The sequence below is a fragment of the Myxococcus stipitatus DSM 14675 genome, from assembly GCF_000331735.1.
GTDB lineage: Bacteria > Myxococcota > Myxococcia > Myxococcales > Myxococcaceae > Myxococcus > Myxococcus stipitatus.
Genome location: NC_020126.1, coordinates 8,897,723 through 8,918,098, shown reverse-complemented (window position 1 = coordinate 8,918,098; position 20,376 = coordinate 8,897,723). Strand labels below are relative to the sequence as shown.

The 20,376-nt window shown below is 69.8% G+C and carries 18 protein-coding genes and 1 tRNA gene; 10 read left to right on the top strand and 9 right to left on the bottom strand.

What is annotated here, in order from left to right:
• Window positions 1-93 precede the first annotated feature (93 nt).
• On the top strand, window positions 94-1,377 hold the full coding sequence (locus MYSTI_RS34415) for an amidohydrolase family protein (protein ID WP_015352458.1): 1,284 nt from the start codon (window positions 94-96) through the stop codon (window positions 1,375-1,377).
• 55 nt (window positions 1,378-1,432) lie between these two features.
• Window positions 1,433-2,008 (top strand): peroxiredoxin, encoded by a 576-nt coding sequence (locus tag MYSTI_RS34410; protein WP_015352457.1) that lies wholly within the window; start codon window positions 1,433-1,435, stop codon window positions 2,006-2,008.
• A gap of 22 nt (window positions 2,009-2,030) precedes the next feature.
• Here the strand turns inward: MYSTI_RS34410 and MYSTI_RS34405 are convergent, their stop codons facing one another.
• The 6 genes from MYSTI_RS34405 to MYSTI_RS34380 all read right to left on the bottom strand — a co-directional run bounded on the left by MYSTI_RS34405 (window position 2,031) and on the right by MYSTI_RS34380 (window position 8,911).
• Window positions 2,031-2,552: a GNAT family N-acetyltransferase gene (locus MYSTI_RS34405; protein WP_044900866.1), complete on the bottom strand. Its 522-nt coding sequence runs from the start codon at window positions 2,550-2,552 to the stop codon at window positions 2,031-2,033.
• 100 nt (window positions 2,553-2,652) lie between these two features.
• Window positions 2,653-4,758, bottom strand: coding sequence for a chloride channel protein (locus MYSTI_RS34400; protein WP_015352455.1), 2,106 nt, complete (start codon window positions 4,756-4,758; stop codon window positions 2,653-2,655).
• A gap of 113 nt (window positions 4,759-4,871) precedes the next feature.
• Window positions 4,872-5,684 carry a hypothetical protein gene (locus tag MYSTI_RS34395; protein WP_015352454.1) on the bottom strand — a complete coding sequence of 271 codons (813 nt, stop codon included), beginning with the start codon at window positions 5,682-5,684 and terminating at the stop codon, window positions 4,872-4,874.
• On the bottom strand, window positions 5,681-6,208 hold the full coding sequence (locus MYSTI_RS34390; protein WP_044900864.1) for an RNA polymerase sigma factor: 528 nt from the start codon (window positions 6,206-6,208) through the stop codon (window positions 5,681-5,683). Before MYSTI_RS34390 ends, MYSTI_RS34395 begins: the two co-directional genes overlap by 4 nt.
• A 158-nt stretch (window positions 6,209-6,366) precedes the next feature.
• A complete protein-coding gene (locus MYSTI_RS34385) occupies window positions 6,367-7,395 on the bottom strand; it encodes an acyl-CoA desaturase (RefSeq protein ID WP_015352452.1) in 1,029 nt (342 codons plus the stop codon).
• Between the two features lie 82 nt (window positions 7,396-7,477).
• Window positions 7,478-8,911 (bottom strand): M50 family metallopeptidase, encoded by a 1,434-nt coding sequence (locus tag MYSTI_RS34380; protein WP_015352451.1) that lies wholly within the window; start codon window positions 8,909-8,911, stop codon window positions 7,478-7,480.
• Between the two features lie 93 nt (window positions 8,912-9,004).
• Here MYSTI_RS34380 and dusB point away from each other — a divergent pair, with 93 nt between their 5' ends.
• Window positions 9,005-10,021 (top strand): tRNA dihydrouridine synthase DusB, encoded by a 1,017-nt coding sequence (dusB, locus tag MYSTI_RS34375; protein ID WP_015352450.1) that lies wholly within the window; start codon window positions 9,005-9,007, stop codon window positions 10,019-10,021.
• Between the two features lie 13 nt (window positions 10,022-10,034).
• Here the strand turns inward: dusB and MYSTI_RS34370 are convergent, their stop codons facing one another.
• Window positions 10,035-11,327, bottom strand: a complete 1,293-nt coding sequence (locus MYSTI_RS34370; protein WP_015352449.1) for a glycoside hydrolase family 1 protein — start codon at window positions 11,325-11,327, stop codon at window positions 10,035-10,037.
• A 362-nt stretch (window positions 11,328-11,689) separates the two neighbouring features.
• Here MYSTI_RS34370 and MYSTI_RS34365 point away from each other — a divergent pair, with 362 nt between their 5' ends.
• The 4 genes from MYSTI_RS34365 to pyk all read left to right on the top strand — a co-directional run bounded on the left by MYSTI_RS34365 (window position 11,690) and on the right by pyk (window position 16,119).
• A complete protein-coding gene (locus MYSTI_RS34365; protein WP_015352448.1) occupies window positions 11,690-11,884 on the top strand; it encodes a hypothetical protein in 195 nt (64 codons plus the stop codon).
• 98 nt (window positions 11,885-11,982) lie between these two features.
• The gene (locus tag MYSTI_RS34360) at window positions 11,983-13,440 is read left to right on the top strand and encodes an NFACT RNA binding domain-containing protein (RefSeq protein ID WP_015352447.1); all 1,458 of its coding nucleotides are present in this window, start codon (window positions 11,983-11,985) and stop codon (window positions 13,438-13,440) included.
• 439 nt (window positions 13,441-13,879) lie between these two features.
• Window positions 13,880-14,584, top strand: coding sequence for a hypothetical protein (locus MYSTI_RS34355; protein ID WP_420811529.1), 705 nt, complete (start codon window positions 13,880-13,882; stop codon window positions 14,582-14,584).
• Between the two features lie 101 nt (window positions 14,585-14,685).
• Window positions 14,686-16,119 (top strand): pyruvate kinase, encoded by a 1,434-nt coding sequence (pyk, locus tag MYSTI_RS34350; protein WP_044282167.1) that lies wholly within the window; start codon window positions 14,686-14,688, stop codon window positions 16,117-16,119.
• 195 nt (window positions 16,120-16,314) lie between these two features.
• Here the strand turns inward: pyk and MYSTI_RS34345 are convergent, their stop codons facing one another.
• Complete coding sequence (locus MYSTI_RS34345; protein WP_015352444.1) at window positions 16,315-17,826, bottom strand: GAF and HD-GYP domain-containing protein; 1,512 nt, start codon at window positions 17,824-17,826, stop codon at window positions 16,315-16,317.
• 168 nt (window positions 17,827-17,994) lie between these two features.
• On the opposite strand from MYSTI_RS34345, the gene rpe reads away from it, so the two are divergent.
• Window positions 17,995-18,651 carry a ribulose-phosphate 3-epimerase gene (rpe, locus tag MYSTI_RS34340; protein ID WP_015352443.1) on the top strand — a complete coding sequence of 219 codons (657 nt, stop codon included), beginning with the start codon at window positions 17,995-17,997 and terminating at the stop codon, window positions 18,649-18,651.
• A 7-nt stretch (window positions 18,652-18,658) separates the two neighbouring features.
• On the opposite strand, the gene MYSTI_RS34335 is transcribed toward rpe, so the two are convergent.
• On the bottom strand, window positions 18,659-19,057 hold the full coding sequence (locus tag MYSTI_RS34335) for a response regulator (RefSeq protein ID WP_015352442.1): 399 nt from the start codon (window positions 19,055-19,057) through the stop codon (window positions 18,659-18,661).
• A gap of 235 nt (window positions 19,058-19,292) precedes the next feature.
• Between MYSTI_RS34335 and MYSTI_RS34330 the strand changes: the two genes are divergently transcribed.
• A tRNA-Pro gene (locus MYSTI_RS34330) sits at window positions 19,293-19,369 on the top strand.
• A 203-nt stretch (window positions 19,370-19,572) separates the two neighbouring features.
• Entirely contained in the window at window positions 19,573-20,355 is a 783-nt protein-coding gene (locus MYSTI_RS34325) for a WD40 repeat domain-containing protein (RefSeq protein ID WP_084668361.1), read from the top strand.
• Window positions 20,356-20,376: the final 21 nt, after the last annotated feature.

The window sequence follows — 20,376 nt, the reverse complement described above, 5'->3', positions numbered from 1 at the left end:
ACGCATCTGCACGCTCGCGCGATGCGGTGGGGGCAGTGTTAACTTCGCGAGTCGCTGACCCGCCACGCGCTTCGTTCTTCGTTCGGAGGGATGTTGGGAACCGTCCTCAAGGGTGGTTACGTCGTCGAGCTGGAGCCCGCGGTCGTGGAGCGCGTGGACCTTCGCATCGAAGGGGAGCGCATCGTCGCGCGCGGTCCGGATCTGGAGACCACCCCCGACGACGAGGTGGTGGCGCTGTCCGGCAAGCTCGTCTTCCCGGGCCTGGTCAGCGCGCACCACCGCCTGCACGCCATCCTGGCGCGCGGCATGCCGAGCGTGGTGCGGGAGACCTACCAGGACACGCTGGAGAAGGGCCTCTGGCCCTACGAGGACGCGCTGGACCTGGACGCCGTCCAGGTGGCGGGCTGTGCCGGAGGACTCGAGGCGCTTCAGTGCGGCACCACCACGGTGTGCAACCTGCACTCCTCGCCGAAGGCCGTGTCGGGCTCGCTGGTGCGCCTGGCCCGAGGTCTCCACGAGGTGGGCGTGCGAGGCGTGCTCGCCTACGCCGTGTCGGACCGCTCCGGCGCGGTGGTGCGCGAGGAGGGGCTCGAGGAGACGGTGGGCTTCGCGCAGAAGGCGCAGGGACGCTTCCGAGGACAGGTGGGCGCGGGCCCTGGCTTCACGCTGGGGCCGGACGCGCTGCAAGGGCTGGTGGAGGCGCTCAAGGCGACCCACTCCGGCATGCACCTGCCGCTCGCGGAGGACCCGCTGGATGAGCGGCTCTCCACCGAGCGCCATGGCGCCTCGCCCGTGTCGCGGCTGCTGGAGCTGGGCCTGCTGTCGCCCAAGTGCCAGCTGGCGCACGTGGGGCACCTGGACTGGGCGGAGCTGGCGCAGGTGATTGCCACGGGGGCGTGGATGGTCCACACGCCGCGCGCCAACCAGGGCTTGGAGGTGGGCTACGCGCCGGCGCTGAAGTTCGGCGCGCGCGCGACGCTGGGCGCGGATGGCGTGTCCGCGGACCTCTTCGCGGAGGCGCAGGCGGCGTACCTGCGCTCGCGCGAGGCGGGGCAGCCCATCGACGTGCTTCGTTATCTGGCCAACGGTCACCGCATGGTGTCCCAGCACTTCGGGATGCCGGTGGGGCCCATGCGCGAGGGCGCGCTCGCGGACCTGCTGGTGCTCGACTACCTGCCGGCCACGCCGCTCACCGGGGAGAACCTGGCGTGGCACGTGGTGTTCGGCCTGGGCAGCCGGCACGTGGAGGCGGTGATGGTGGAGGGGGTGTGGCGCATGTGGGCACGCCGGCCGCTGTCGGTGAATCCTTCCGTGGTCTCCGAGCAGGCGCGCGAGGCCGCGTCCGCGGTGTGGGCCCGCATGGGCGAGGCTCGGTAACCGGGCCTCAGGTGTTGCTTGCCTGTGCGGGAGGGCTTCCGCTCAAATCGGCGGCATGCTCATTCCCCTCTTGCTCACAGGTCTGCTCAGCGGTGCCACGCCCAACGTCGGGGACACGGCCCCGGACTTCACGGTGAAGGACACCGAGGGCAAGGTCTACATCCTGTCGGAGATGGTGAAGCAGGGCCCGGTCATCGTCGCCTTCTTCCCCAAGGCCTTCACGAGCGGCTGCACCAAGGAGCTCAAGGCGTACACGGCCCGGCACTCGGAGATCGAGAAGCTCCAGGGCCGGGTGCTGGCCTTCAGCACGGACGACGCGGAGACGCTCGCGCGCTTCAAGGCGGACCTGAAGGCGCCGTTCCCCTTCATCCCGGACCCCGACGGCAAGGTCGTCGAGTCCTACGACGTGAAGATGCCGGTCGCGACGATTTCCAAGCGCTACACCTTCGTCGTCGGCGAGGGCCGCAAGGTCCTCAAGGTGGACTCGGGCGGTGACGCCGTGGACCCCTCGAGCGCCATCACCTCGTGCAGCCAGGCCAAGCCCGCCTCGCCCTTCGTCGCGCCGGCCGCCGCGAAGGAGACGCCGCCCGCTCCGAAGGCGCCCGCCGCCGAGGCGAAGTCCAAGCAGTAGGCGCGAAGTCGCCCCCCCGCGCTCACCGGCGCGGGGGCGCCAGGGCCAGCGGTGGCCGTCCGCGGTTGTCGAACACCTGCGCGGGCGAGTCATCCACGAGCGTGTCCTCGAACTGGCCCTGCGTGTACTCGCGGATGACCTTGCGCCAGAAGGACGTGGCCGACTGGTTCGCGGGAAGCTGGGACACCTCCCACACGCCCTGGAAGCGCTCGAAGATGGCGATGGCCGCGCGCCGTCCCAGGCCGTAGCCGCGCTCTCCGCGCAGGATGAAGAACTCGCTCATCCGGAAGTCGCGCCCCGGCGTCATGTACGGGAAGGGCGCCTGGGCCACGAAGGCGAACCCGACGGTGCGCTCCTCCCAGCGCAGGAGCAGCGGGTGGACCTCGGGGGAGGGCGAGAGCCACGTGCCCAGGGAGTTGGGCTCCCACTGCCCCTGTGCGTCCAGCCGGTAGCCGACCCCGAACTCACTCAAGTCGTGCAGGTAGAGCGGGTAGAGGTTGCGCAGCAGCGGGTGCTCGGCTGGGGTTGCGCGGAGTAGCTCCAAGGACGCCTCCGGAAGCCCCAGCATCGCGCATCACCCGCGCGGCGACCAGGACGGCCCACCCACCATGAAAGTGGGGTGGCCACGACACCGGACCTTCGCGTCAGCGGGTGACTTCCGTCGCGCCGACGGGCGGGCTGCCTTGCGCGTGCTCCGTCGCATGCTGGGCGAAGAGGAACCGCCGCACGGCCACGCGCGTGAGCAGCCCTCGCGTGGCGATGCCCGAGGCCGCCGCGACGGGCAGCGCGTCCACGTCCTCCTGGTCCATGAGGCGCAGCGCGTGGGCCAGGTCCGCGTCGGGGGACAGCACGGGCAGCTTGCGCGCCAGGTCGCTGGCCACCAGCAGCGGGTACATGGCCTCGTCGTGCCACACCTCGCGGAGCTGCTGCACCTGGATGAGGCCGTAGACCTCGCCCGCGGTGTCCAGCACGGGCAGCGCGCCCGTCTCGGACGTGAGCAGCAGGTCCGCCAGCGGACGCACGGGCAGGCCCGCGGGCACGGGGGCCATGTGCTCCATCAGCGCGTGGACGGGCGTGGACTCCAGCAGGTCCGCGTCGCTGGGGACCTTGGGGGCCTTGCGCTCGATGAGGTAGTGGCAGAGCGCGGAGGCGATGGTGCACGTCACCATCAGCGGGAGGATGATGTCGTGGTTCCCGCTCAGCTCGTACATCATCATCATGCCGGTGAGCGGGCCGCGGTTGAGGGCCGCCACCGCGCCGCCCATGCCCACCAGCGCGTAGGCGCCGCTGGGGCCGGTGCTGGCCGGGAAGAAGTAGTGCACCAGCGTGCCGAACGCGCCGCCCGCCATGGCGCCGATGACGGCCGCCGGGAAGAACGTCCCGCCCGAGCCTCCCGAGCCGATGGTGACCGCCGTGGCCACCAGCTTCAGCACGCAGGCGATGACGAGGAAGAAGAAGGGCAGCTTCCCCACCGCCGCCAGGTTGATGTAGTCGTGCCCGCTGCCCCACACCGTCGGGCTGACGAAGGCCAAAAGCCCCGCGCACAGCCCGCCCAGGCCCGCGCGGAACGGCAGCGGCTTCTGGCCCAGCCACGGGGACAGCGTCCCACGCGTGCGCCCCTGGAAGAAGTGCTCCACGCCGTGCAGCAGCTTCACGAAGAGGAAGGCGAGCAGGCCGCAGCCGATGCCCAGGCCCGCGTACGCCAGCACCTCCGAGCCGCTCACCAGCTCATACGGCACGCGGCGCAGCATAGGGGCCTCGCCCAGCACACCCTGGCTCACCAGCGTGCCCGCCACGCTGGCCAGGATGATGGGGGAGAAGACGCGCAGCTCGAACTCGCGCAGGATGATTTCCATCGCGAACACCGCGCCGGCGATGGGGGCGTTGAAGGACGCGGAGATGCCCGCGCCCGCGCCGCAGGCCAGCAGGATGGACAGCTCCTTGCGGCTGAAGCCCAGCACCCGGCCGACGGTGGACGCGAACGCGGCCCCGCCGTAGACGATGGGCCCCTCCCGGCCCGCGGAGCCTCCGCTGCCGATGGTGATGGCGGACGCGACGAGCTTCAGCAGCCCCCGGTCCGCGGGCACCACGTTGGCGCCGCTCTTCACCGCGCGGACCACTTCGGGCACGCCGTGGCCGTGGGTCTCCGGCCTGTCGCGCAGGAGCCGCCCCACCGCGACACCGCCCAGCGTGGGCGCCAGCAGCATCAGCCACCAGGGCAGGTAGGGAATCTCCTCCGACAGGGCATGCGAGTGGCCGAAGACGCTGTTGAGCGCCGCCAGCGCCACCAGCGGGTAGTAGAGCGACAGCGCGCCCAGCGTCAGGAGCGCGAGCAGCCGCAGCCGCCGCTTCACCTCGTCCCGAGGGCCTCCGGGCTCGATGACCCGCGCCAGGAGCAGCGCGCCCACGGCCAGCGGGGCACCGATGATGGCGTACTCCAGATGCCACTTCGCCGACGCGAACGCCTCCATCAGCGTCAGGAGCTGGCTGCGGCGCAGCGTGTGCGCCAGCTCCGCCGCGCCGAACGTCAGCCCCGTCACCAGGCCGATGAGGTTGGCGAAGATGCCCGCGGCCAGGCCGCTGTAGAGGCCCACCACCGCGCCCGCCACGGGCAGCACGGAGGGGCCCGGCAGTCGCAGGCGGTTGGAGGCTTGAAGCGTCGCGTGGACGAAGCGGCTCAGCGCCTCCCGAGCGCGGACCATCACCGCTCGCTGGGGCAGCACCCCAGTGGGAGGTTCATCGGCAATCATTGGAACTCCCACTAACCCAAGCCGGGCGCGGAAGCTTCATGGATGTGCGGAGCTTGTCGGGCTGGAGGCCCTCCTCGTGGGCACGAGAGGAGGGTCCAGGGAGGCAAGCGCCCTCAGGGCGCGTAGCTGCGCGTGGGCAGCAGCCGGCGCAGCAGCACGGTGAGGCCCGCCAGCGCGAGCCAGGGCGTGAGGTGGCCCCACAGCAGGTGGGACGCGGAGCCCTCGGCGCAGCGCAGCTGCAGGATGAGCAGGCCCACCGAGCTGGCGGCCAGGCCCGCGGCCAGCGCGCGCAGGGGGTGGAAGGCGGAGCGGCACAAGAGGACGAGGGTGACGGCCAGCGGCACCGTCGTCACGGCCAGCTCCATGCCCACGCACCCGAGCACACTCGCCAGGAGCGGCCGCGTCTGCTGCCCCGAGCCCGCGAGCACCACGGCGGCGCCCACCCCCAGGACCGCGAGGGCGACAGCCCACCCGGGCACCGTCCTGCGCCGAGGGGTGAAGGCCAGGTACGCCCCCGCGCCCATCACCACGAGGAGGAGGAGCGCGACAGCCGCCCCCGTGACGGACGCGTCTTTGTGGCCCGTCCACCCATTGAGCGTCAGGAGCGCGAACCCCACGCCCCCCGTCGCCGCGTGGACACCCAGGAGCAGCAGCAGCTCGCTCCACCAAGGGCTCGCCTGGGGCTGCTTCGCCAGCGTCTCCAGCGCGAAGCGCCGGGCCACGGCGAGAGACGTCGCCGTCTGCCCGTCGTCGTCGCCCGGGGCGGCGGCCTCCAAGGTCATCGTCGTGACGGACAGGGAGGCGTTGAGCTGGTCGAAGCTTCCCGTCAGCGCCTGGCAGTCCTCGCAGGACGCCACGTGCGACGTCAGCTCCTGGGGCAGCACGTCACCCAGGCTGTCCATCACCCGTGAACACTCCGGGTTCATTCCATCGTCTCCGTATGCAAGGTGGCGAGCAGCTCGCGAAGGCGCGCATAACCCCGATGGGCGCGCACCTTCACGGCGCTCTCGGTCAGCCCCAGCGTATCGGCAATCTCCGCGAAGCCCATGCCCTCGAAGCGGTGCAGGAGGATGGGGATGCGCTGACCCTCCGGCAGCATGTCCAGGGCCTGACGCACGGCGCGCTCCAGCCCCGCGTCGCGCGGCCCGGGGCTGTCGTCGGGGATGCTCACGGGCAGCTCCCCCTCGCTCGTCAGCTCCTCCCCGCGGCGGCCTCGGCGCTGGAAGTCCCGCGCCGCGTTGGTGGCGATGGCGTACAGCCACGGCTTGAAGCGCGAGCCCACCAGGAACCGGCCGCGCGAGCGCACCAGCGACATGAAGGTGAGCTGCACCAGGTCCTCGGCCGAGGCCACGCTGCCCGTCAGGCGGGTGAGGTATCCGCGCACCTGTCGCGAGTGACGCTGGAAGAGCGCGTCGAACGCCGGAGCATGACCTTCACAAAACCGCGCCATCAGCACCTCGTCGGAGTCCACGGCGCCAGGTGTGCGCGCCGAATCGGCATCGGTACGCACGGGGGCGGAGGCTGGTTTCATCGACGAAGGGGGCGCCACGGGCGCGGCACTCTACCCGGTTGTCCCGGACCCACGAGGGATTCGAGACATGCTGGCGATTACTGCTTGAGCAGAGGCTGCGGTGTAGGTGCCGAGGAGGGGAGGTGCTCCGCCGCGGCGGCCAGGGCTCCGCGGACCTTGTCCTCGGCGGCGGCCCTGGCGGCGACCAGCTGCGCGCGAGCGCCTCCCGCGCCGAAGAACCGGGTGGGCCGGGCCAGGGTGGCGCGGTCCTCGGCGGAGTACTTGAGGTGCGCGTACTTCACCGCGTCCGACGGCAGCCGCAGCCCCTCCACCACCTTGAACCAGGAGAGGACCTTCAGCGAGTAGTAGCTCAAGTCCACCTCCCACCAGAACCAGCCCTGGTTGGCGGTGTTCTGGTGGTAGTGGTGGTTGTTGTGCCAGCCCTCGCCCAGGGTGACGAGCGCCAGGAGCCAGTTGTTGCGGCTGGTGTCCGTCGTCTTGTAGCGGCGCTTGCCGAAGATGTGGCTGAGCGAGTTGATGGTGAAGGTGCCGTGCCACAGGAGGGTGGTGCTGACGAAGAAGCCCCACACCAGCATGGAGAAGCCGCCGATGAAGTAGAGCGCGACGGCCAGCAGGACGGGCGGCACCAGGTGGAAGCGGTTGAGCCACACCAGCTCCGGGAAGCGCGCGAAGTCCTTGATGGCGTCCAGGCGCGTCTGCCCGTACTTGTCGCAGAGAATCCACCCCACGTGGCTGAACCAGAAGCCCTTCTGCACGGGCGAGTGGATGTCCTCCTCCTGGTCCGAGTACCGGTGGTGGTGGCGATGGTTGGCCGCCCACCACAACACGCCCTTCTGGGTGGAGGTGCTGCCCACCAGGGCGAGGAGGAACTGGAACACGCGCCCCGTCTTGAAGGCCCGGTGGGAGAAGTAGCGGTGGTAGCCCGCGGTGATGCCCCACATGCGGACGATGTACAGCCCCACACACACCGCGAGGTCCACCGGCTTCGCCCCCACGACGAAGACGAAGAGGCACATCAGGTGGACGCCGAAGAACGGGATGGACGAGAACCAGTTCAGGCGCTCGTTGTCCGCGGGCGGGGCAGCAGCAGGAGAGGGTGTCTGCAAGAGGGCCTCGTGAGCTGAAGCGGGCGGCCCCGAAGAGAAGCCGCCTCACTTCGCATCAACACCCCCTCCTGTCATGCCTCTGTCAGGAGGCCGCGGATTGGCCCAGCTCTGTCAGCCACTCCTCGAAAGCGGGCTGACCGTGCAGCGGCGACAGGTCGGAGTCCGACGCGGCATACGCCTTGTCCTTGAACCCCAGCTCACTGGCACGGCGCAGCATTCGCACCGCGTCAGGAACGTTGCGCGCCCGGGCATAGGCACAGGCCGCGTCGTAGGCGATGCTCGCGCTGGGGGTGTACTGGAGCGCCGCCTCGCCCACCGCGGCCGCCTCCGAGTAGACGCCGCGGATGAACAGCACGCGCTCGGCGCAGCTGAACGCCGCCGCGGCCTCCACGCCCGGCAGCTTCATCGCCTCCTCCGTGCGGCCCAGGCGAATCAGCGTCCCGGCGTACTCGTGCATCACCGTCCGGTCCGAGGACATCTGCCACGCCTGCTTCCACCAATCGAGAGCGCGCGCGTCGTCGCCCACCAGCGAGAAGGCCGCGGCCACCGCGTGGGGCTCCACCTGGCGCCCCTGCACCTGGGAGAAGTGGTCCAGCGCCTGCCGGCCATGGCCCTCCTTCAGCGCCACCCAGCCGAGCAGGTGGTGCGCATGGCTGGCCATCTCCGCGGTGAGCGACTCGCCGCCCTCCAGGACGACTCCGCCCAGCCGGCGCGCGTCTTCCAGCCGCCCCGTGTCGAGCGCGATCTTCGCCTCGCGCAGCTTCGCCACCAGCGGACCCTCCAGCGGACTGCCACCCCCGGAGGGGGCGTTGGAGTTGAGCGCATCCGTCAGCATGCGGAAGGCCTGGATGCCGTACATGACGAAGAAGATGGCGGCGAACAGCCACCCGGTGCGCAGGGCGAAGACGAGCACGCCCACGCACACCAGGAGCGCCAGGCCCTGCGACGCGATGATGCCGCGCCGGGGACCGAACATCCGGGTGGTGAGGGTGTTGGCCAGCCGCCCTCCATCCAAGGGGAGCACGGGCAGCAGGTTGAAGATGGCCCAGATGAAGTTGGCGTAGGCGAACGTCTGGAGGAAGAAGTCGAGCGCGGGGCTCAGCGACTTCAGGAACACCAGGCCCACCAGGCTGATGATGCCCAGCATCAGGCCGAAGAACGGCCCCGCGGCGGTGATGAGCAGGTCCCGCTTCCAGGGAAGCGGGCCGGGGGCATCGGTGGGGAGCGTGTGGCCCCCCAGCCAGACGAGCGCGATGCTGGGCCGGTAGCCGAACAGGCGGCTGGCCAGGGCGTGGCCCAGCTCGTGGACCAGCACCGACACGAAGACGATGAGCATCCACGACAGGACATAGACGACCACCGCGCTGGCCTGTCCCAGCGCGGGGGCCCCCTCCACCTGCCGGAAGGGCCAGCCGGCCTGCGCGGCGTGCATGGAGGTATAGGCAAGCAGGCCGGAGACCAGCAGGTGACTGGGGTGGACTTCGACGGGAATGCTCCCGAGACGAAAGCGGAACATGGGCACGGACCTTAACCGTTGAGGGGCGGTTGCGCAGTCCGTAGCGCACATCTCCCCGCTTCCTTCTCCATTTCGCTAGGTTCCCCGGCCTTCATGCTGCGACTCGGCCCCTATTCCCTCCCGAACCCCTATGTCCTCGCCCCCATGGCCGGGGTGTCCGAGATGCCCTTCCGGGTGCTCGCCTTCCGAATGGGCGCGGCCCTGTGCCCCACCGAGCTCGTCAGCTCCCAGGGCCTGATGCGGGCCAACCAGCGCACCCTCATGTACCTGCGCTTCGACGCCCAGGTGGAGAAGCCCTACTCGCTCCAGCTCTATGGAGGAGACCCGGAGGCCATGGGGCTCGCGGCGGCGGTGGGCAAGTCCCATGGCGCACAGCTGCTCGACGTGAACATGGGCTGTCCCGTGAAGAAGGTGACGAAGAACGGGGCGGGCAGCGCGCTCTTGGGCGACCCGCCTCGCGCCGCCGCCATCGTCCGCGCCATGCGCGAGGCCTCCGGCCTGCCCGTCACCTGCAAGATTCGCTCGGGCTGGGACGCGGGCTCCCGGAACTACCTCCAGATGGCCGCGGCCCTCCAGGAGGCGGGCTGCGCGGGGCTCGCCATCCACCCGCGCACCCGGGAGCAGGGCTACTCGGGCCTGGCGGACTGGAGCGTCATCGCCGACGTGAAGCGCCACTTCCCGGAGCTGCCCCTCTTCGGCAACGGGGACGTGCGCACGCCCGAGGACGCCCGGCGCATGCAGGAGACCACCGGCTGCGACTTCGTGATGATTGGCCGCGCGGCGCTGGGCAACCCGTGGATTTTTCGTGAGCTGACCGGAGGAGAGGCCCCCTCGCCCGAGGAGCGGTGCGCCCTGGTGCTGGAGCACTTCCACGCGCACCTGGCCTTCGTCGGGGACGCGCTGGCCGCGGTGCGCTCCTTCCGCCGGCACCTGGGCTGGTACGCCCATGGCCTCGCGGGGGCCGCCTCCTTCCGCGCGCGCGCCAACGTGATGGACGCGCCGGAGGCGGTGGCGGACGCGGTGCGCGCCTTCTTCGCCTCCGCGGACACGGACCGCTCCGCGTCCGCGAATGAAGAGCAGGACGTGGACTACCGGGCCGCGCTGGGCTGAGGCCCGGTAGTTCTTACAGCGTGCCGGGGGCCACGAGCCTTCGCTGGGTGGCCACGGCGCGGAAGTAGTCGCAGGCGGGGGTGGGGCGTCGCTCCAGCGTGTCGAAGTCGACGTGGTAGAGGCCGAAGCGCGGCCCCCAGCCCTCCAGCCACTCGAAGTTGTCGAGCAGGCTCCAGTAGAGGTAGCCCTGCACGTCCACGCCCTCGGCGCGGGCGGCCAGCACCTGGGCCAGGTGCGAGTGCAGGTAGTGGGGCCTGCGCGCGCCCGCGCGGTCGTCGATGCCGTTCTCCGTAATCCACACCGGCCGCCCGTAGCGCTTCACGTCGCGCAGCGTCTGGAGGAAGCCCTCGGGCCAGTCCTCCCAGCCGATGTCGGTGAGGCCCCGGCCCCGGGTGTCGCGGTACTTGAACTCGATGAAGGGCGGGCGCGGCACGAAGCGCAGGTGCGCGCGGCTGTAGTAGTTCACCCCGATGAACTCCACCGAGTCCCGCGCCTCGGGGATGGTGACGCGGGTGGAGGCGACACCGGGCATGTTGACCCGGAGGTGGCCTGTGGCCAGCGCCTCATGGAAGGCGTGGTTGTAGGCGGGAGAGGCCAGGCGCACCAACGCGCGGTCCAGCGGGTGCCACCACCGGTCCGGCGCGAAGGCGAGCATGTTCTGGGAGATGCCCAGCTCCACCCGGCCCAGCTTCGCGAGCAGCTCCTGCCGCGCCGCCGCATGGGAGCGCACCATGTTCTCCAGGGCCCTCATGGTGAGCGCCCCGTCGGCGATGCCCGGGGGAATGGCCCCCTGCAGGTAGCCGCCGAGCAGCAGCACCATGGGCTCGTTGAACGAGATGACCAGCGCGTCCAGCCCCTCCAGCAGGGCCGCGCACCGCTGGGCGTACCGTCGGAAGGTAGGCACGCTCTGGGGCAGGTGCCACGGCGTCTCCCGATGGAACCAGGACGGGTGGGTGAAGTGGTGCAGCGTCACCACGGGCCGCAGGCCGTGGGCCTTCATCTTCAGGAGCCGCTCCCGGTACGCCTCGAGCGCCGCCTCGTCGAATCGGCCGCGCTCCGGCTCGATTCGCGCCCACTCCAGGGAGATGCGGAACGCGGTGGCGCCCACCGCCTTCGCCAGCGCGTAGTCCTCCTCGTAGCGGTGCCAGTGGTCCACCGCCCGCCCGCAACGCGCATGGGGCTCCTTGAGCTTCCCCGCGCGCTCCCACTCCGCCCAGTCGTTCTCGATTCCGCCCTCCACCTGGTACGCGGACGTCGCGACGCCGAAGGTGAAGTGGGTGGGGAAGGTCTCTTCAGGGGTCCGCATCGTGGCCGCGCACCGTAGACGCCGCCCTCCATCGCGAAAAGTTCCGCGAACGTGTCGGCGCTTTGCGCGGCAGCCGACAGTGCGCTCGCGAGGTGCTCGTCGCGAAGGTGCCCGTCGCGTCCGGAGCCGGAAAATCGGCCTCGCGCGCGATTTCGCGCGGCGCCTCGAAAGTGCCCGCGAAGCGCCTTTCGCGGCCTCCGGCATCGCCCGATGCCGAAAAATCGGCCTCGCCGCGCGATGCAATACATCACCATGCGTTGACACACTGGTGTGTCGCCCGTACCATTCACTTCAAGCACTCACTTCCATGAAGAAGAGTGCAGGGCCTCGCTTGACGAGGCCAAATCACATGGAGGGTTCTGATGGCCGCTAAGAAGAAGACCGCCGCGAAGTCCGCGAAGGCGAAGAAGACGACGACCCGCAAGACGGCTGGCAAGACCGCGAAGAAGGCCGCGGCGAAGAAGACCAGCCGGAAGCCGGCTGCCAAGAAGACCGCCCGCAAGTCCTCCGCCCGCAAGAGCAAGGCGGCGGCGGCCCCGGCGACCCCGGAGTCCTGAGAAGTACGTCGTCATTCGCGGACGGCGGTTGACGTCCGGTGAACGGCTCGGCGAGACCCGCCGGGCCGTTTTTCTTTTGTCCGGACAGGAGTCCCCCCATGTCGCTGCGTCCCTTGGAGCTGGAGCAGGTGGTGGCGGAGGTGGGCGCGAAGCTGACGGGAGCCGTGGCCCAGAAGGCGTGGTGTCCGCTCCCGAGGCTCTGCTACCTGGAGCTGCGAGTCCCCGGACGCTCCCTCCTCCTCTGTCTGTGCGCCGAGGGAGACCTGTCCCGGGTGTCCGTCGCCGAGTCGCGCTTCCCCACGCCGGGCGAGCCCGCCCCCTTCCAGCGCTGGCTCCGCCACGAGCTCACCGGCGCGAAGCTCCAGGGCGCGCGCTACCGGGAGGCGGAGCGGGTGGTGGAGCTGGACTTCGAGCGCGAGGACGTGCGCCGCCGTCTGGTGATGGAGCTGGGCGCTCCGGGCGGACTGCTCATCCTGAGCGAGCACGGCCGGGTGTTGATGCTCTCGGGAGAGGGACTCGGCCCCAAGCGCAACCTCTACCCGGGCGCGGCGTGGACGCCCCCGGAGGCGCAGCCGGCGCAGGCGCTGGAGAAGGCGCGGCAGTCGCCCTCGCGCCTGGTGCCCGAGGAAGGGGACTCCCTTCCCTACTCCCACGCGGCGGAGAAGCTGCTCGGGGCCAAGGACCAGTCCAGTCGCGCGGAGTCCATCCGCCGGCGGCTGGCGCAGCCGTACCGGGCGCGGCTCAAGCGCTCCTCGCGCACGCTGGAGAAGGTGAGGGCGGAGGCGGGGCGCGGGCCGGAGGCGGAGAAGCACCGCCGGCTGGGAGAGCTGCTCGCGCAGAACCTCTTCCGCCTCAAGCGCGGCGCCACCCAGGTGACGCTCACCGAGTACACGGAGGAAGGTCCCCAGGACGTCGCGGTGACGTTGGACCCCAAGCGCACGCCGAAGGAGGAGGCGGACTGGCACTTCCACCAGTACCGCCGGCTCCTGCGCGGCGTGGAGCAGGCGCGCCACCGCGAGGCGGAGCTGGCGCGCGAGGTGGCCCACGCCCAGGCGGCGCTGGAGCAGGTGGAGCGGATGGACGAGGCGATGCTGCTCGCGCAGGTGGAGGTGCTGCACGTCTCCGCGGGGAGCGACGCGACGCCGGAGGGGCGGCCCTTCAAGGAGTACGTGGGCCACGCGGGGGCGCGCATCTGGGTGGGGCGGGGCTCCGAGGACAACGACACGCTCACCTTCAAGGTGGCCCGGCCCTGGCACCTGTGGTTCCACGCGCGGGGCGTGCCGGGCAGTCACGTGGTGCTTCCCTTGGAGAAGGGGCAGGAGCCGGGGCAGGAGGTGCTGCTGGACGCGGCGCACCTGGCGCTGCACCACTCGGGGGCGAAGGGCGAGCCGCGCGGCGAGGTGAGCTACGTGCAGGTGAAGTTCGTGCGCAAGGTGAAGGGGGCCGCGCACGGTCAAGTGACGTACACGCGCGAGAAGACCTTCGTGGTGCGCATGGAGCCGGAGCGGCTGGAGCGACTGCTCAAGTCTCGTCATACCGAGGTGCCCGCTCCGTGACGAATGCTGCCCCTGGAGTGTGAATCCAGCACGCATGAGGGCGTGGCGCGGTTGACGGGCTGACGGAGGGCAGGCGGGCGGTGGCCAGCGGCCTTGAGTATGGAAGGTTGCTGGGTACGATGCGTGGCGAGTGACCTCCGAGCTTCTCCGTCAGATGTCCCTGTTCCCACGCGGCCTCTCCGCGGCCAGTCGGGCCACGGCGGTGCCCGCGGAGCCTCGTGCGCCGGAGGTGCTGTCGGAGCTGGAGTCCGCGCTGACATCCTCGTCGGAGATTGAGTCCGCGCTGGCCTCCGCGTCGCAGTTCGAGTCCGAGCTGGCGTCCTCGCTGGAGATTGAGTCCACGCTGGCGTCGTCCCTGGAGCTCGAGTCCGCGCTTCGTCCCCCCCCGCCGCCCCGTCCTCCCCCGCCGCGCCATCGCGCGGTGGAAGAGGCGCCGCGCATGCTCTCCGTCTCCTCCTCCCGGGAGGAGATGTGGAACCGGGCGGAGTCGCTGGCGTGGCGGCTGAGCGCGGAGCTGGGGATGCCGGTGAAGCTGGCGGTGACGGACAACCGCTCCACCATGGTGTCCTTCCGTCGGGGAGGCAACGCGCTGCAGCTGCGGTTGCACCACATGTTCCTGGACGCGCCGGAGCCCGTGGTGCGCGCGGTGGCGGACTACGCGGGCCGGGGCCACCGCACCGCGGGTGTGCTCCTGGACGAGTACATTCGTGGACAGCAGCCGCGCATCCGACAGGTGCGGCGCGAGTCGGACGCGGACCTCAATCCGCTGGGCCGCTGCTTCGACCTCCAGGCGCTTTACAACGGGGTCAACGCCAACTTTTTCGGCGACAACATCCAGGCGCGCATCGGCTGGGGCCGCATGCCGCCCAGGCGCCGGCGCAAGTCCATCCGACTGGGGGTCTATGACCACCAGACGCGGGAGATTCGCATCCATCCCGCACTGGACAGGCCGGAGGTGCCGGCCTTCTTCGTGGAGTTCATCGTCTTCCACGAGATGCTGCACCAGCTCTTCCCCAGCACGGGGCGCGGCGGGCGTCGCGTCCACCATCCGCGCGCCTTCCGGGAGCGTGAGCGGACGTACCCTCACTACGCCGCGGCGCTGCGCTGGGAGCGAGAGAATCTGGGTGTGCTGTTGCGCGGTTGATGGCTTCTCCGCTCGCTGGCTCATTTACCGTTTTACCGAGCGGAGCCACCCGTGGTGCGTGCTTGACGCCTCCGTGAGGGCCACCCATCCTCACGAGCCATATGCGACGAGCGAAGATTGTCTGCACCCTCGGGCCTGCGAGTCAGAGCCAGGAGATGTTGGAGGCGTTGCTGGAGAACGGCATGGACGTGGCGAGGTTGAACTTCTCGCACGGCAGCCACGAGCAGCACGCGGAGAACATCGCCAAGCTGCGCGCGGCCTCGCTGAAGGTGCGCAAGGCGGTGGGCATCCTGGGTGACTTGCAGGGCCCGAAGATTCGCACCGGCCGCTTCACGAAGGGCAGCACGGAGCTGAAGGAGGGCGGCACCTTCCACATCACCACCGATGAGACGGTGCCGGGCACGGACGACATCGTGTCCACGACGTACCCGTTCCTGGCGGCGGACGTGAATCCGGGCGACCGCATCCTGCTGGATGACGGCTTGCTGGAGCTGAAGGTCCTGCACACGGACAAGCAGAAGCTCATCAAGACGGAGGTCATCCACGGCGGCACGCTGAAGAACAACAAGGGCATCAACCTGCCCGGCGTGGCGGTGCGAGCGGACGCGCTGACGCCGAAGGACCGCGAGGACCTGGTCTTCGGCATCAAGGCGGGCGTGGACTACATCGCGCTGTCCTTCGTGCGGCAGCCGTCGGACCTGGACACGGCGCGGCAGGCGATGGCGGAGGTGGGGCGCTCGGTGCCCATCATCGCCAAGCTGGAGAAGCCGGAGGCGATTGCCCGGCTGGACGCCATCCTGGACAAGACGGACGGGGTGATGGTGGCGCGCGGCGACTTGGGCGTGGAGATTCCGCCCGAGGAAGTGCCCGCGGTGCAGAAGGACATCGTCCGGCGGTGCAACCTGCGCGGGCTGCCGGTCATCGTGGCCACGCAGATGTTGAACTCGATGATTGATAATCCCCGGCCCACGCGCGCCGAGGCGAGCGACGTGGCGAACGCGGTGTTCGACGGCGCGGACGCGGTGATGCTGTCGGGTGAGACGGCGAGCGGCAAGTTCCCCATCGAGTCGGTGCAGATGATGGAGCGCATCATCCTGGCGGCGGAGTCGTCGTCCCGGGTGCAGGGCGGGTTGTCGCGCCCCATGGATGTGCCGCTGGGGTTGTCGGCGAACTTCCCGGACGTGATTGCGCGCGTGGCGTGTGAGGCGGCGAAGGCGAGCGCGGCGACGCTCATCGCGGCGTTCACGCTGTCGGGCGTGACGGCGCGGCTGTTGTCGCACTACCGGCCGTCGGTGCCGATTGTCGCGTTCAGCCCGAACCAGGAGGTCCGCCGCCGGCTGGCGCTGGTGTGGGGCGTGGTGCCGCGAGTGCTCGAGCCCATCCAGGACACGGAGGCGATGGTGCGCCGGGTGGAGGAGGAGTTGCTCGCCCGGGGCCTGGGGCGCAAGGGCGACCGCATCGTCATCGTGTTCGGTGCGCCGGTGGGTCAGCCTGGAAAGATCAACAGCCTGCGGCTGCACACCATCGACGGCTGAGTGAGGTGTGGCTCGGGGGGCGGGCCTCGTTGAGAGGCGCGCCCCTTGGCGGATGGGAGTTCCTGAGCGCGTGGCGCAGGCCCGGGGACGAGGTTTCGACCCGAGGGCCGCGCGGTGCTGAGGCGAGCCTCGATGAGCGAGAGAGGTGCCCGAGCCTCGTGGCTGTCCTCTTCGCCGGGCCGAGCGCGGAGCCCGCTACTTCGGCGGCTGGGCCAGGGCCCGGCGAGGAATCTCCGCCTCGACGAAGATGCGGAACAGGTCGCCGTCGAGCTGACCGGAGTCCGTCTCTCGCTTGAGGATGTCGAGCGCGAGCGTATGCGGCACGGCCTTCTTGTAGGGCCGGTCGCTGGCGGTGAGCGCGTCGTAGATGTCCGCGATGGACATCATCCGTGACTGGATGGGGATTTCGCGCTCGGCGCGGGGGTAGCCCGTGCCGTCGAGCTTCTCGTGGTGCGCGTAGGCGATTTCCGGCACCCGGCGCAGGGCGCGCGTCCACGGAATCTGGGTGAGGAAGCGATAGGTGTGCTCGACGTGGCTCTCGATTTCGCGGCGCTCCTCGGCGGAGAGGGTGCCGCGAGGGATGGAGAGCGACTGGATTTCACGAGGCAGCAGCAGCGGCTGGGCAAGGCCCTCCGCGTCGTCGAAGCGCAGCGTCCCCAGCTCGGCGAGGCGCTCGAAGCCGCCCTGGGCCAGCACGGTGGGGCGGTTGCAGGTGAGCACGAAGTCGAACACCTCGAGCAGGTGCTTCAGCTCGGACGCGAGCCGAGCCTCCTCCGCGGCGTCGATGTCGGATGCGGCCTCCGGGCCATGGCGCTTCAGGGCCTCGTAGCGGCGGCGGTAGCTCTGGAGCTGGAGGTCCTTCCGGGCGAGCTGGAAGCGGGCGCGCAGCACGTCGAGCTCGTGCGGGTAGAGCTTCTCCGCCTTGACGAGCACGGGCTCGCGCACGCCGACCTTGCCGAAGTCATGCAGGAGCGATGCGTACCGCAGCTCCTGAAGCTCCGACGAGGAGAACCGGATGCGCGCATAGGGGCCGGAGGACAGGTGCTCCAGCGTCTGCGCGAGCGACACCGTGAGGTCCGCGACGCGGCCGGAGTGTCCCGCGGTCGTCGGGTCCCGCGCCTCGATGGCGACGACGGAGGCGGAGACGAAGCCCTCGAAGAGGCGGTTGATCTCCTCGTGGAGCAGGGCGTTCTCGATGGCTCCCGCCGCCTGGGCGCCCAGGGCGAGGAGGAGCTCTTCGTCCTCGGCGTTGAAGCCCTGTCCGTCGAGCTTGTTGAGGGCCTGGATGACGCCCGTCACGTCGCCGTTGGCGTCGCGCATGGGGACGCAGAGGATGGTCTTCGTCTGGTAGCCGCTGGAGACGTCGAACGAGCGGTTGAAGCGCGCGTCCGCGTAGGCGTCGGGGATGTTGATGATGGCGCCGGTGTGGGCGACCTGTCCCGCGACGCCGCTGCCCACGGGCAGGCGGATTTCGTTCTTGGAGCCCTGGGCCACCTTGCTCCACAGCTCATTGCGCTCGCGGTCCAGGATGAAGAGCGAGCAGCGGTCCGCCTCCACCACCTTCGTGGCCTCGAAGAGGATGAGGGGGAGGAGGAGGTCCAGGTCCCGCTCGGCGCTCATGGCCTTGGCGACGTCCAGGATGGACGTGAGCTTCGCCAGACGGCGGTTGAGGTCGGGCGGTGGCTGCGAAAAGACAGGAGAGAGCACCGGGCGGCTCCGGGGCGGTGGACCTGCGGCCGTGCAGGGCCCCGAAGTTGTAACACGCCCAGCCAGGTGACTGCCTTGCGACACGACCTACTCGGTTTTCTGCTTTCAAGAGGACGTCGAGGAATTCAACTCGTACGAGCGAGCGGGGAACCGGCTATGTAGCGCCGCATGACACGCCGCCCTGTTCGAATCTCTCCCTCACTCCTGTCCGCTGACTTTGGCCGCCTCGCCGAGGAGGTCCGAGACATCGAAGCCGCGGGGGCCGACTTGATTCACGTTGATGTCATGGACGGCAGGTTTGTGCCGAACATCACGATCGGGCCGGTGGTGGTGGAAGCCATCAAGCGGGTGGCGACGAAGCCGTTGGACGTGCACCTGATGATTGTGGAGCCGGAGCGGTACGTGGAGGCGTTCGTGAAGGCGGGGGCGGACGTGCTGACGGTGCACGTGGAGGCGAGCCCGCATCTGCATCGGACGTTGCAGGCGATTCGGAAGCTGGGGGCGAAGGCGTCGGTGGTGTTGAACCCGAGCACGTCGCTGTCGGCCATCGAGGAGGTGCTGGGGGACGTGGACATGGTGTTGCTGATGAGCGTGAACCCGGGGTTCGGGGGGCAGGGCTTCATCGAGTCCACGGTGGACAAGGTGCGCAGGCTGCGGGCGATGTTCGACGCGCGTGGGTTGGACACGGACATCGAGGTGGACGGGGGCATCAACGCCGAGACGGGGCGCCAGGTGGTGGCGGCGGGGGCGACGGTGTTGGTCGCGGGCAGCTACGTCTTCGGGGCGAAGGACCGGGCGGCGGCGATTCGTTCGCTGCGGACGTGAGACGGGCTCAGGCGCGCGTGCGGGAGACGGTGGTGGCGAGCCGCGCGACGCGGGTCATGAAGGTGGGGTCGAAGGGCTTCACCTCGTAGTCGTCGGCGCCGAGCTCGAAGCAGACGTGGCGGGTGAACTGGTCTTCGACGCCGCTGAGGATGATGACCTTGCAGTCGCGGGTGGCGGGGTCCTGCTTGAGCTGGGCGAGGAGGTCGCGTCCATCCTGGTGCTGGTTGATGTCCAGGATGATGACGGCGGGGCGGTGCATCCGCGCCAGCTCCAGCACGCGTTCCGACGTCGTATCCGAGATGCACGTCAGGCCGGAGCGCTTCGCCTCACGGGCGAGCGCCGACACGACGAGAGGTTCATCATCGGAGATGAGGACGACGGGGGGCATGGTGGATTCGTGCTGCATGGCCAACTGCCTTCACGGCCTTGGAGGGGACTGGCGAATATACCTGGAAGTGCCGGAATGTCAGGGAGAATTGGAAGGGCGAGGAGGCGGGTGAGGGTCTCTTCGGACCCTGGGTGGGGGAGGGGGTGGGGGGAGAGAAAGGTGATCCAAGGACGTTGACTCAGCCGCGAGGCTCCGGTACTACCGCCCGCACTTTCGCCGGTCCCGAGGAGTACCCGCCGGCGGACGGACATATCGGGGAGTGGCTCAGCCTGGTAGAGCACTTGGTTCGGGACCAAGGGGTCGCAGGTTCAAATCCTGTCTCCCCGACCAATTGAGAGAGGCCCAGGAGATTCGAAAGAACTCCTGGGCCTTTCTTTTTTTCGCAGGTGGCTGTGCCTTCACGTCACCCGAAGCCGGCCGTACCCGACAGTCCGCTCGGTGCGCCGAGTCCCTGGCCCGATGGGCTGCATGTGGCCGCGAATGCGGGCCCGTGCATCTTCCTCTGGGATGTCGGGACGGGTAGCCGCTCGGGGATGCTTGAGACGAGGGCGATCCACAGCCCTCCGATGTTCCGGCTGGCGAGCGAGCCGGTGCTCGGAAGGGTGCTCGAGGCCCACGGGCTTCGGGGGTTCGCGGTCTGGGACTCGCAGGACTGGAAGTGCCTTCAGACCTTCGTGGGGCACGGTGAGCCTGTGAGGGCCGCGGCCTTCGTGGCGGAGGACCGGGTCGTCTCCATCAGCGGGGATAGCACTGTGCAGCTCTGGGACGCGTGGACGGGCGCGTCCTTGCGCATGTTCGAGCACATGGTTCCTCACGCGCTCTCCATGAATCCGACGAAGAGCCTTGTCGCCATCAGTGGCCAGCGAGGCGCCATCGTCATTCTGGATGGCCCCACGCTCGAGGTCCGCGCTGACTTCCAGTTGCCCCTGGTGACGGCGAGATACGAACAGCGCGCCCAGGGACAGGGAAGCCGGCCGGTTCATCGCATCCAGGCATTGGCGTGGCACCCCGATGGAGAGCACCTGCTCGGCGGGGGCGGGGACTTCGTCACTCGGATGTTCCATGGCCACACGGGCCAGGTCGTGGCGGAGTGGCACGGCCATTCGGACGAGGTCATCGACGTGGCGGTCAGCGCGGAGCGAGGGCTCCTGTGTACCGGGAGCTACGACGGCACCGTGCGCGTCTGGTCGCTCCAAGGGACTCAGTGCCTCGCGGTGCATGAGCTTGGCCACTCCGACATCGGCGGACTGTGTCTCATGGGCAGTGCCCTCTGCGTGACGGTGGGAATCGAGCTGCGAGTGATTCCGCTGCCGTGACGCAGTGGTGGAGCCTCATGG

What these genes read in the sequence shown, in the direction of transcription:
- MYSTI_RS34410 (WP_015352457.1), top strand. Translation starts at nt 1,433, where the DNA reads ATGCTCATTCCCCTCTTGCTCACAGGTCTGCTCAGCGGTGCCACGCCC.
- MYSTI_RS34400 (WP_015352455.1), bottom strand. Translation starts at nt 4,758, where the DNA reads ATGATTGCCGATGAACCTCCCACTGGGGTGCTGCCCCAGCGAGCGGTG.
- MYSTI_RS34395 (WP_015352454.1), bottom strand. Translation starts at nt 5,684, where the DNA reads ATGAACCCGGAGTGTTCACGGGTGATGGACAGCCTGGGTGACGTGCTG.
- MYSTI_RS34390 (WP_044900864.1), bottom strand. Translation starts at nt 6,208, where the DNA reads ATGGCGCGGTTTTGTGAAGGTCATGCTCCGGCGTTCGACGCGCTCTTC.
- MYSTI_RS34380 (WP_015352451.1), bottom strand. Translation starts at nt 8,911, where the DNA reads ATGTTCCGCTTTCGTCTCGGGAGCATTCCCGTCGAAGTCCACCCCAGT.
- dusB (WP_015352450.1), top strand. Translation starts at nt 9,005, where the DNA reads ATGCTGCGACTCGGCCCCTATTCCCTCCCGAACCCCTATGTCCTCGCC.
- MYSTI_RS34370 (WP_015352449.1), bottom strand. Translation starts at nt 11,327, where the DNA reads ATGCGGACCCCTGAAGAGACCTTCCCCACCCACTTCACCTTCGGCGTC.
- MYSTI_RS34365 (WP_015352448.1), top strand. Translation starts at nt 11,690, where the DNA reads ATGGCCGCTAAGAAGAAGACCGCCGCGAAGTCCGCGAAGGCGAAGAAG.
- MYSTI_RS34360 (WP_015352447.1), top strand. Translation starts at nt 11,983, where the DNA reads ATGTCGCTGCGTCCCTTGGAGCTGGAGCAGGTGGTGGCGGAGGTGGGC.
- MYSTI_RS34355 (WP_420811529.1), top strand. Translation starts at nt 13,880, where the DNA reads ATGCTCTCCGTCTCCTCCTCCCGGGAGGAGATGTGGAACCGGGCGGAG.
- pyk (WP_044282167.1), top strand. Translation starts at nt 14,686, where the DNA reads ATGCGACGAGCGAAGATTGTCTGCACCCTCGGGCCTGCGAGTCAGAGC.
- rpe (WP_015352443.1), top strand. Translation starts at nt 17,995, where the DNA reads ATGACACGCCGCCCTGTTCGAATCTCTCCCTCACTCCTGTCCGCTGAC.
- MYSTI_RS34335 (WP_015352442.1), bottom strand. Translation starts at nt 19,057, where the DNA reads ATGCAGCACGAATCCACCATGCCCCCCGTCGTCCTCATCTCCGATGAT.
- MYSTI_RS34325 (WP_084668361.1), top strand. Translation starts at nt 19,573, where the DNA reads ATGCTTGAGACGAGGGCGATCCACAGCCCTCCGATGTTCCGGCTGGCG.